A 10,975-nucleotide genomic window follows, 5' to 3' on the forward strand; every position below is an offset into this window, starting at 1 on the left:
CGGGCGGCCGGCCGGGCTTGCGCTGCGGCGGCGGCGGCGGGAAGGTTGGGCATGAGCGCTGCCCCGCACCCGCCCGAGACGCGTCGTCGAGCTCCGGTCTGCGAGGTGCCTCTCGCGCCGGCTGCCCTCCCGGCTCCGGGAGCGGCGGCGTGAGCGGCTGGGTCCTGGACGCCGCGTCGGGCCTGCCGGTCGGACCCGAGATCGACCTCGCCCCGGCCCGCATGCCGGCGCCGGACACGGTGCTCGAGGGCCGCCACGTCCGGCTCGTGCCGGTGGATCCCGCCGCGCATGCCGAATCCCTGTTCCGGCTGTCGCACGGGCCGGGGCACGAAAGCCTTTGGGCGTATCTGTTTCAGGCCCCCTCGGCCGATGCCGGCGCGTTTCGGGCTTATCTGGAGAAGGCGGCGGCCAGCCGCGACCCGTTCATGCTGGCCATTCTGGACCGGGCCAGCGGCGAGGCCGTCGGGCATGCGTCCTATATGCGGATCGAGCCCACGCACCGGGTCATCGAAATCGGCAGCATCCTGCATACGCCGGCCCTGCAGCGCAGCCCCGGCGCCACCGAGGCGATGTTTCTGCTGGCCCGGCACGCCTTCGAGGAACTCGGCTACCGGCGCTACGAGTGGAAGTGCAACGCCCTGAACGCGCCCTCCCGGCGCGCGGCCCTCCGGCTCGGCTTCACCTTCGAGGGGGTGTTTCGGCAGCACATGATCGTCAAGGGCCGCAACCGGGACACGGCCTGGTTCGCCATGCTGGACGTGGACTGGCCCACGCGGCGACGTGCCTTCGAACTCTGGCTCGACCCGTCCAATTTCGGTCCCGACGGGCAGCAGCGGCTGAGCCTGTCGGCGCTCGGGGCCCGCAGCATCGGCGGGACGGCGCTGCGGCGCGCCGGGCGGGAGGACGCCGCTGCCTTCGGCCTGCTGCAGGGGGCGGCCTACGCCTGGAACCGGAGCGAGCTCGGTGTCGAGCCGATGCCGCTCCTGATGTCCCCCGAAGAGGTGCTGGAGCGCTACGAAACCTGGCTCCTGGAGGAGGCCGCTCAGCTCGTCGCCGCGCTGGCGCTGGATCCGCGTCCGGATCACCTGCTGATCTGGAGCCTGGCGACCGATCCCGCGCGCCAGAACGGCGGGATCGGCCGGTCGCTGCTGGAGGCCGCGGAACGGCGCGCCCGCGATCTCGGGCTGCGCGAGATCCGGCTGTTCACCGGCGCGCCGCTGCGCAAGAACATCGACTGGTACGGACGGCGTGGCTATGCGGTCAGCAGGACCGAAGACCTCCCCGACCGCAGCCTGGTCCACATGACCAAAACAATCGAGCTGTAGAGGAGGCCGCGATGGCGGGGCGTTTGGCAGGTAAGGTCGCGGTGGTCACGGCGGCCGGGCAGGGGATCGGCCGGGCCATCGCGGAGGCCTTCGTCCGGGAGGGCGCAACCGTTTGGGCGACGGATCTGGACCCGGGCAAGCTGCAGGGCATCGGGGCCGCCCAGACCCGCAAGCTCGACGCCCGGTCCAGCGAGGCCGCGGAGGCGCTCGCCCGGGAGACCGGGCCGGTCGATGTGCTGGTCAACGCGGCCGGGTTCGTGTTCCACGGCACGGTGCTCGAGACCTCGCAGGCGGATTGGGATTTCTCCTTCGATCTCAACGTCACATCCATGCACCGGACGATCCGGGCCTTTCTGCCCGGAATGCTGGAGCGGGGCCGTGGCTCGATCATCAACATCGCGTCGGGGGCCTCCTCGGTCCGGGGCATCCCGAACCGCTACGTCTACGGCACCACCAAGGCGGCCGTGATCGGGCTGACCAAGGCGGTGGCGGCCGATTTCATCCGCCGGGGGATCCGGGCCAACGCCATCTGCCCGGGCACCATCCAGTCGCCCTCGCTCGACGAGCGCATCGCCGCCCAGGCCGCCGCCTCGGGCCAAAGCCTGGACGCTGTCCGGCAGAATTTCGTCGACCGTCAGCCCATGGGCCGTCTCGGCACTCCCGAGGAGATCGGCTGGCTCGCCGTCTACCTGGCCTCCGACGAATCCAGCTACACGACGGGGCAGATCCACCTGGCCGATGGTGGCTTCGCGCTGTGAATTCCGGGCTCGCCACCCTAAGTCGGTTGTCGCGGTCACGCGAACGTGATCGTTCTGGCGCGATAGTCCGCGGAGCACGGCCGGCAGCATGAACATCCTCGTCCTCGGTGCGGCAGGCATGGTCGGGCGCAAGCTCGTCGAGCGGCTCGTCCGCGACGGGACCCTGGGCGGCCGCCGCATCGAGCGGATGACGCTGTTCGACGTTGTGGCCCCGGTGGCCCCGGAGGGAGTTCCCTTTCAGGTCCGGGTTGCGGCCGGGGATCTGTCCCAGCCCGGGCAGCCGGAGCGGCTGGTCGCGGACCGGCCCGACACGATCTTCCACCTCGCCGCCATCGTCTCCGGCGAGGCCGAGGCCGAGTTCGAGAAGGGGTATCGGATCAACCTCGACGCGACCCGCGCGCTGTTTGAGGCGATCCGGCATTCCAACCACGGCTATACGCCCAAGGTGGTGTTCACATCCTCCATCGCGGTGTTCGGGGCCCCCTTCCCGGACGAGCCGATCGGCGACACGTTTCACCGCACGCCGCTCACCAGCTACGGCACCCAGAAGGCGATCGGCGAGCTTCTGCTGGCCGACTATTCGCGGCGCGGCTTCTTCGACGGCGTCGGCATCCGGCTGCCGACCATCTGCGTGCGGCCGGGCCGGCCGAACAAGGCGGCCTCGGGCTTCTTCTCGGGCATCATCCGGGAGCCGCTGAACGGGCAGGAGGCCGTGCTGCCGGTGGCCGACACGGTGCGGCACTGGCACGCCTCGCCCCGCGCCGCGGTCGAGTTCCTGATCCACGCCGCGACGATCGACACGGCCCCGCTCGGGCAGCGGCGCAGCCTCACCATGCCGGGCCTCTCGGTCACGGTCGCGGAGCAGATCGAAGCGCTGCGCCGCGTGGCCGGCGACGCGGTGGCGGCCCGGATCCGGCGCGAGCCCGACCCCACCGTGATGCGGATCGTCGAGGGCTGGCCGCAGCGCTTCTCGGCCAAGCGGGCGGAGGAGTTCGGCTTCCGGGCGGAGCAGAGCTTCGACGACATCATTCGCGTCTATATCGAGGACGAACTCGGCGGCCGCGTCCCGGCCTGAGCCGGCCGCCCGTCGCTCGGCAACCTTTGCGATCCTGGCCGGCCGTCGTTACATCCCGGCCGTCCCTTGGCGGGAACGATGGCGCAAGGCGGGTTGTCGACACGGTGACGGATTTTGCCGGGAAGTCCCAAGATCCGATCCTCGCGCCAGGCCGCAATTGCTGGCGGGTCGCGGAAGCCAACAGGGCCGCCGTGCTGGTGGACGGGGCGGCCTATTTCGCCGCCCTCGAAGGGGCGTTGTCTCGGGCCCGGCGCTCGGTTCTGATTGTCGGCTGGGATTTCGACGGTCGCATCGGATTGCGGCCGGACCAGCCGGACGCCCCGGCTCTGGGCCCCTACCTGCGGTCGCTCGTGGAGCGTCATCCGGATCTCGAGATCCGCATCCTGGTCTGGAGCGTGGCGGTGATCCACGCGCCCGGCTCGCCGATGCAGCTGCTGCTCGGTGCCGAGTGGCAGCACCATCCGCGCATTCATGTGAAGCTCGATACCGAGCACCCGGTCTATGCCGCGCATCACCAGAAGATCGTGGCCATCGACGACGTCCTTGCCTTCGTGGGCGGCACCGACCTGACGGTCGGGCGCTGGGACACGCCCCGGCACGATCCGGAGGACCCGTGCCGTCGCGATCCGGACGGCCGCGCCTATCCGCCCGTGCACGACCTGCAGATGGCCGTGGACGGGGAGGCGGCGCGGGCGGTCGCGGACGTCGCCCGGCAGCGCTGGCGGGTCGCCACCGGCGAGGAACTCGTGCCGCCGGACCACGAGGCTGCCGACGCCTGGCCACCCGAGCTGGCGGCCGAGTTCCGGAACATCCCGATCGCGGTGGCCCGGACGTCACCCCCCTGGAAGGGCCAGCGCGGCGTGCGGGAGAGCGCGGCCCTGACCGTGGATGCGCTCCGGGCCGCCCGGACCTGCATCTACCTGGAGGCGCAGTACCTCACCGCCGACGAGATCGGCGCGGTGCTGGCCGAGGCGCTGGCCCGGCCGGACGGACCGGAGGTCGTGGTCGTGGTGACGCGGCGCTCGCACGGGCTCGCCGAGCGCGTCGTCATGGGTCGCAACCGCGATCGCCTGCTCCGGCGCTTGAAGCGGGCCGACCGCTATGACCGGCTGCGCGTGTTCTACCCGGTGGTGCCCGCCTCGACCGGCGAATGCGAGGTGCTGGTGCATGCCAAGCTGGTGCTGGTGGACACTTGCTTTCTGCGCATCGGCTCGTCGAACCTCAACAACCGCTCGATCGGGCTCGACACCGAATGCGACCTCGCGATCGAGGCGCGCGACGAGGCCACCGCGCGGGCGATCTCGGCCCTGCGCGACCGGCTGGTAGCCGAGCATCTCTGCGCGGAGGCCGAGCAGGTGCGCGCCTGCCTGGCCGACGGGAACTCGCTCGTGGCCACCATCGACCGCCTCAACGTCAGCTCGCGCTGCCTGCGGCCGTTGAAGATCGACCATCGGCCAGGGCCCGTGACGCCGGTCTGGGTGACGTCCCTGTTCGATCCGGAGCGCCCTTTCCGGCTGCTCTCGCCGCTGATGCGCGGGCTATCGCCGCTCTTGCGCGGGCGCCGCCGGCGGCGGGCCTGAGCGCCGGAACACCAGCTCGGACAGCCCGAACACGACCAGCCCGATGGCCAGCGGCACGAAGAAGTAGGTCACCCGGAAGGCGATCAGCGCGCCGATCAGGTCGCGGCCGGGCAGCAGGTACATCACGGCCGTCTCGATCACGCCGAGCCCGCCCGGCACATGGCTCAGAAGCGCCGTGACGTTGCCGGTCACGTAGGCGCCGGCCACGTCGAAATAGCTGGCCTCCCCGACCGCCGCCACCAACGCATGGAGGCAGGCCGCCACGCAGGCGAAATTGACGGCCCCGATCGCGACCTGAGCCAGGGCCAGCGTCGGCTTCGGCATGTCCAGGCTGAAGCCCCGCACCGTCACGGTCCCGCCGATCCAGGCGAGCCCAAGATAGGTTGCGACCAGCCCCACGCAGGCGAGCCCGAGCAGCCGGACGGGCAGGGCGTCGAACCCGGTCAGCCGCATGGCGACCTCCGGTTTCAGCACCAGGGCGGCCGCGCCAAGCGTCAGCAGGCCGAGCCCCACGGTGACGCCGCAAAACAGCACCAGCTTCGCGACCTCGCCCGTGGACAGGCCCCAGCGGGCGTAAAAGCGGTAGCGGATGGCGCCGCTGCTGACCCCGGCAAAGCCGATGTTGTGCCCGAGCGACAGACTGGTGAAGGAGGCGAGGGCGGCCCGCGGATAGGACAGGTTGCGGCCGACATAGCGCAAGCCCAGCCAGTCGAACCCGGTCAGGCACAGGTAGCTCGCTGCCGCGAACCCGCCCGCCCGGGCGAGGTTGGAGCCCGGGATGGCGGCCACGGCGGCCACAATGTCGTCAAAGCTGTAGCGGTGCAGCGTGCGGTAGATCAGGTACGCCGCCAGGCAGATGCCGAGCACCAGGAGCCCACGCAGCAGCCAGGTCTTGCGGCCGGTGCGAGCCTCCTGGTCCGCAGTGGCCGCGCCCTGCGGGCTGCGGGCGGCGGCGACGCTCATGCCGCCCCTCCAGCCTGGCGAACAGCGGCGGGGCGCACACCGAATTCGATCAGCAGCGGCAGGTGGTCGGAGGCCCGGCGGGCCACCGGCGTGCGCAAGGTATCCGTCCGCAGAACCTGGATCGAGGGGCTGGTGAAGATGTGGTCGAGCCGGAGCAGCGGCAGGCAGCTCGGAAAGGTGGCGCGCGGTCGCCTCGCGGCTCCGCATTGCGCGTCCGAGAAGCGGGCGGCGAGGCGCCGGTAGGCGCGCGACCACCGCAGCGCGTTCAGGTCGCCGACCACCATGCAGGGATCATTCGGCCCCGCGCCGAGCCAGTCCGGGCCGAGCAGCGCCTCGACCTGCGCGGACCGTTCCGCTCCCCTGAGGCCGAGATGGGTGTTCACCACGCCGCATTCCTGTCCGCCGAGCTCGACGGCAACCCACAGAGCGCCGCGCGGTTCGAGCTGCGGCCGGGACGCAAGGCCGGGCAGCGGCCCCGCCCTGACCAGCCGCGAGGGCTGGGGCGTCAGGATGGCATCGCCATAGAGCTCCTCGAACACCCGCATGGAGGGGTGGAAATGCATCTCCATGCCGAGCCGTCCGGCGATCTCCTCGGCCTGGTCGATGTGGCCGGTTCGGGCGCGCCGGACATCGAGCTCCTGCAGGGCCACCACATCGGGCTCGGCCGCCGCGATCACCTCGGCGATCCGCCCTGGGGACAGCTTCCCGTCCGTCCCGATGCAGCGATGAACGTTGTAGGTCAGGAGACGGTACACGGGTCCGGAGGTAAGTTGAGCCTTCGCCAACATCAGCCCGGACAAACCGTTCCGAGGGACTCGGGCCGCGCTCAGAGCCCGAACGGGAAGGTGTCCGGCACGCCCGTGCGGCCCGGTTCGGGCCCGAGCGGCGTCACGGCCGCGGTCTCGTCGAACCACACGAAGGCGTCGAATTGCTGCGGCAGCGAGGCCTCGGCGTAGTGGCTCCTCAGCTCCGTTTCGGGCCGGTAGATCACGCCGATGAAGCGCTCCAGCCGAGGTTCGAGCAGGCGGTGCCGCAAGGCATCGTGCCGCCCCTCCGCGAGATCCAGGAGAAAGCGGGGCACGCCGCTGTCGTGGCACAGCCGCTCGTAGCTGTCCCGGTGCGAGGGCCGGACGCGCTTCACCTCCATGTCCCCGTCCCAATCGGTCGCGGCCGCGACCGTGCCGGCATGAGTGCCGAAGCCGATCAGCGCGGCCTCGCGGCCGAAGCGCTCGCGGCAGAGCTGGCCGATGTTCAGCTCCTCCCGGAGCACGCCCATATCCGTGTAGCGGGCGTCCCCGATATGCGAGTTGTGCGCCCAGACGACCGCCTTCGCGGTGGGGCCGCGCGCCTCGAGAAGGTGGGACAGCGTCTCGAACATGTGCGTGTCGCGCAGGTTCCAGGATTCGGCGCCGCCGTAATACATGACCCGATAGTAGCGCTCGGCCGAGGCCACGAGCCGGGCGTTCTGGGCGGCGTCGAGGAAGCTGTCCTCGTCGGCATGACCGTAATCCAGCGCCCGTCCGAGGAGGTCCCGGCACTGGGCGATCACGGCCGCCTCGCAGGGCTCATAGCCGGCGCTCAGCACGGCCCGGCCATAGGTCGAGGGCTCTTTCTGCCAGGGCGTGAGGCAGCCATAGCGCTCCCGCGCCACCGCGGCGGCCTCCGGATCGACCCGGGCGAGGTAGTCCAGAACAGCCGCGATCGAGCCCCGCATGTTGTAGAGGTCGAGCCCGTAGAAGCCGACGCGGGCCGCCGGGTCCGTGACCCGGCCATTGCGGTCGCGCATCCAGGCCACGAGATCCGCCACCTCCCGGTTCCGCCACATCCAGGTCGGGAAGCGCCGGAACGGGGCCTCGGCACCGGGCCGGGCCGGTCGGTGCCGCACGTAGCGGTCCAGTGCCGCGGCGTCCGGCCAATCCGCCTCCACGGCCAGAACCGTGAAGCCATGCCGCTCGACCAAGTGGCGGGTGATCGCCGCCCGAGCGCGGTAGAACTCGGACGTGCCGTGGCTCGCTTCGCCGAGCAGCACCACGCGGCACTCGGCGAATCGGTCGAACAGGGCCCCGAAGGCGGGGTCGTCCAGGTCCGGCAGCGGCTCGGCCGCCTCGGCGATCATCTCGGGCAGGGTCAGGTCGCCGGAGCGGCCCGGGACGTGGCTGGTGGCGGCGCGGCGGCCGTCCTCGGCCCAGCCCTGGGCCCCGATCAGGGGCACGAAGGCCACGGCGCCGAGATCCTCCTCGGCAAAGGTGCTCTCGCCCGTGCGGGTGATCTTGAGCAGTGTCTGGCGCCGGTCGGGGCCGACCGGGATCACAAGCCGTCCGCCAAGCGCAAGCTGCGCCTTCAGCGCGGCCGGCACGGCCGGCCCCCCGGCCGCGACCAGAATGGCCTCAAAGGGCGCGGCCGAAGGCCAGCCGACCGTGCCGTCGCCGGTCCGCAGCTCGACCTCCCCCTGTCCGAGTTCGGTGAGGCGCCGCCGGGCCGCTTCGGCCAGCGAGGCGTGGCGCTCCACCGCATGCACCCGCCCGGCCAGCCGGGCCAGGATCGCCGTCGCGTAGCCGGAGCCCGCGCCGACCTCCAGGACGGTGTCCTCCGGGCCGATCTCGGCCGCCTCGATCATCAGGGCGACGATGTAGGGCTGGGAAATGGTCTGCCCCTCGGCCAGCGGCAGGGGACCGTCCTCGTAGGCGAATTCGGCCAAGCCCGGATCGACGAAGCGCTCCCGCGGAATGCTTCGCATCGCGTCGAGCACGCGACCGTCGCGAATGCCGCGGCCGCGGAGCTGGATGTCGACCATCCGGTCGCGGGCGCGGGCCAGATCCTGCCTGACCGCCAAGCTGAGCCTCCGGGGGTCCCCGCGAAGCCCTGCACTCTGCGGAACTCCGCCTCGATCCGGGCCTCAACGCCCGAGAGGCGGCTTCGTTCGTGGCGCGGTCGGGCGCGCCACGGCGCGCTCAGTCCAGCAGCAGCGCGACTTCGGCGGAGGGACGGCCCAGCGGCCGGGCCGCCTCGCCGGCCTCGCGGGCCAGGAAGCGGCCCGAACCGGGCTCGGCCTTCAGCGCCCCGTCCTCGACCAGCACGCGGCCGCGGGAGATCACCGTCTCGGGCCAGCCCCGCACGGTGCGGCCCGCATAGGGCGTGTAGCCGGACAGGTCGTGCGTCGTGCCGTCCGCGATCGTGACCTCGCGGTCCGGGTTCCAGATGGCGAGGTCGGCGTCGTGGCCGACCGCGATCGAGCCCTTGCCGGGCAGGTTGTAGATGCGGGCCGGTGCGGTCGAGGTGAGCTCCACGAAGCGCTGCAGCCCGAGCCGCCCCTTCGACACCATGGCGTCGAACAGCACGGGCAGGCGCAGCTCCACCCCCGGCATGCCGTTGGCGATCTGCTTGAAGGTCGGGTTCGGGCCGGCCGAGAACTTGCCGGTCTCGTCGAGCCGGTAGGGCGCGTGGTCGGAGGAGATCACCTGGAGGTCGCCGAGTTCGAGCGCGCGCCAGATCGCCTCCTGGTCCTCACGCTCCCGCACCGGCGGGCTGCACATCCACTTGGCGCCGTCGAGGCCCGGCTTGTCGAGATCGGCCGCCGTCATGAAGAGGTATTGCGGGCAGGTCTCGGCGAAGATCTTGATGCCCTCGCCGCGCATCCGCCGGATCGCGGCCGCGCCCTCCTTGGTGGAGACGTGGAACACCATCACGGGCTGGTCCAGCATGCGGGCGGCCGCGCCGAGCCGGTCGAAGGCCTCCGCCTCCGACACGCGCGGATGGGACGCCGGATGGTATTTCGGGGCAAGCAGGCCGCGCTCCAGAAAGCGCTTGCCCATCCAGCTGATCATGCCGTGGTTCTCGGCGTGGACGCAGACGAACGCCCGGTTCTGCCGGGCTGCCCACAGCACATCGAGCAGCTTCTCGTCGTCGACCCGCAGCCGGTCATAGGTCATGAAGACCTTGAGCGAGGCGTGACCCGTCGCGACCAGCTCCGGCACGTCCTCCTTGAGCGTTTCCTCGGTCGGGTCCGCGAGGATCATATGGAAGCTGTAATCGACCACGGCGCCGCGCTCGGCGCGGCGGTGGTAATCGGCCACCACGTCGCGCAGCCGCATGCCGACATGCTGGGCCGCGAAGGAGATGATGGTGGTGGTGCCGCCGAAGGCCGCGGCCGTGGTGGCGCTCTCCCAGGTGTCGGCGTTGAGGAGCCCGTTCGCGGAGAGCTGCTCGACATGGCAATGCGGGTCCACCCCGCCCGGCAGCACCAGCCGGCCGCCCGCATCGATCTCCCGCCGGCCCGGCCCGAGCTGGCGGCCGATGGCGACCACCTCCTCGCCCCGGATGCCGAGATCGGCTTCCATCACGTCGCAGGCGGTCGCTACCGTGCCACCCCGGATGACGAGGTCATAGGCGGGTTCGCTCATGAGGGAATCCGTTCACTGAAGGGGATGCCGGTGCCGCAGGTCTGGCCGAAGGCGGTGCTCGTGTCGGGCCCGAGAGGCGGGGTCTTTGAGCCCCTTCGCGGCCGGATGGCAAGCCGGGCACGGCCTTGCCGACGGCTCAGCGCCGGACGGCCCGGATGCCGGTGATCACCGGAAACAGCGGGTCCACCACGGCGAGCTTGTCGGCATCCAGCTCCTCGGCGGCGAGGCCCTGGAGGAAGGCGGTCGCCGCGTAGACGTTGCCGAACTGCTCCACCTCCACATGGTCCGGCCCGAACAGCTCCGCGAAGAGCCGCCGCGCCGCGCTCTGCGTCATCGCCCAGAACCACTTCTCCGGGCCGTCCGCCTGGTCGATGGGCGTGATGCCCGGCACGGTGGCCAACACCACCCCGCCGGGCGCAAGCGCCTCCCGCACGGTGCGGAGCACGCCGCGGGTGTCGTAGGTCATGTGCAGGGTCTGGGTCAGGATCACGCAATCGAAGCGGCGCTGCGGCAGACCCTGGCCGGTCTGCAGATCCACCAGGTAGGTGGCCTGCGGATTGCCGGTCTCCGGCCCATCGACCGTCTCGGCGGCCTCGACGGCCGAGCCGCCGAACCGCGTCGTGTACAGGGTCTCGCCGACTTCGAGCACGATGCCCCGGATGTCGCCCGCATGGCGGGCCAGGAAGCGGTCGATGTAGCGCCGGTCGAGCGGTGTGCCGCGATCCCCGCCAAAGGCGCGACCGACCGGCTCGACCCCGCCGAGATCGCCGAAATCGACGGCCCGCAGCCCGGGCGCGCCCGACCTCACGGCGCCCGCCCCGGCGTGCAGGTGACGCTGGCAAGCGCCGGGGCCAGCGCGGCGGCCCCGCGGCTC

9 protein-coding genes are annotated in these 10,975 nt (G+C 71.6%); 4 read left to right on the forward strand and 5 right to left on the reverse strand.

Going from position 1 to position 10,975, the window contains the following annotated elements:
- Positions 1 to 149: 149 nt before the first annotated feature.
- The 4 genes from JWR86_RS17175 (at position 150) to JWR86_RS17190 (ending at position 4,738) form a co-directional block, all read left to right on the forward strand.
- Positions 150 to 1,325: a GNAT family N-acetyltransferase gene (locus JWR86_RS17175; protein ID WP_299567700.1), complete on the forward strand. Its 1,176-nt coding sequence runs from the start codon at positions 150 to 152 to the stop codon at positions 1,323 to 1,325.
- A gap of 11 nt (positions 1,326 to 1,336) precedes the next feature.
- Positions 1,337 to 2,083 (forward strand): SDR family oxidoreductase, encoded by a 747-nt coding sequence (locus JWR86_RS17180; RefSeq protein WP_299567702.1) that lies wholly within the window; start codon positions 1,337 to 1,339, stop codon positions 2,081 to 2,083.
- Positions 2,084 to 2,171: 88 nt separating this feature from the next.
- Positions 2,172 to 3,158: a D-erythronate dehydrogenase gene (gene denD, locus JWR86_RS17185; RefSeq protein WP_299567704.1), complete on the forward strand. Its 987-nt coding sequence runs from the start codon at positions 2,172 to 2,174 to the stop codon at positions 3,156 to 3,158.
- A 104-nt stretch (positions 3,159 to 3,262) separates the two neighbouring features.
- Complete coding sequence (locus JWR86_RS17190) at positions 3,263 to 4,738, forward strand: phospholipase D-like domain-containing protein (RefSeq protein ID WP_299567706.1); 1,476 nt, start codon at positions 3,263 to 3,265, stop codon at positions 4,736 to 4,738.
- On the opposite strand, the gene JWR86_RS17195 is transcribed toward JWR86_RS17190, so the two are convergent.
- From JWR86_RS17195 to JWR86_RS17215, 5 genes are all read right to left on the reverse strand, one after another.
- Positions 4,697 to 5,701 (reverse strand): lysylphosphatidylglycerol synthase domain-containing protein, encoded by a 1,005-nt coding sequence (locus JWR86_RS17195; RefSeq protein ID WP_299567708.1) that lies wholly within the window; start codon positions 5,699 to 5,701, stop codon positions 4,697 to 4,699. The genes JWR86_RS17190 and JWR86_RS17195 overlap by 42 nt on opposite strands.
- The gene (locus tag JWR86_RS17200; RefSeq protein WP_299567709.1) at positions 5,698 to 6,456 is read right to left on the reverse strand and encodes an endonuclease/exonuclease/phosphatase family protein; all 759 of its coding nucleotides are present in this window, start codon (positions 6,454 to 6,456) and stop codon (positions 5,698 to 5,700) included. Before JWR86_RS17200 ends, JWR86_RS17195 begins: the two co-directional genes overlap by 4 nt.
- A gap of 71 nt (positions 6,457 to 6,527) precedes the next feature.
- Positions 6,528 to 8,534, reverse strand: a complete 2,007-nt coding sequence (locus JWR86_RS17205) for a protein-L-isoaspartate(D-aspartate) O-methyltransferase (protein WP_299567710.1) — start codon at positions 8,532 to 8,534, stop codon at positions 6,528 to 6,530.
- Between the two features lie 118 nt (positions 8,535 to 8,652).
- Positions 8,653 to 10,101, reverse strand: a complete 1,449-nt coding sequence (gene hydA, locus JWR86_RS17210; RefSeq protein WP_299567711.1) for a dihydropyrimidinase — start codon at positions 10,099 to 10,101, stop codon at positions 8,653 to 8,655.
- 136 nt (positions 10,102 to 10,237) lie between these two features.
- A partial coding sequence (locus tag JWR86_RS17215) for a methyltransferase domain-containing protein (protein WP_299567713.1) occupies positions 10,238 to 10,975 on the reverse strand: 738 nt, incomplete at its 5' end.

This window comes from Enterovirga sp., assembly GCF_028290205.1.
In the GTDB taxonomy this organism is placed as follows: domain Bacteria; phylum Pseudomonadota; class Alphaproteobacteria; order Rhizobiales; family Beijerinckiaceae; genus Enterovirga.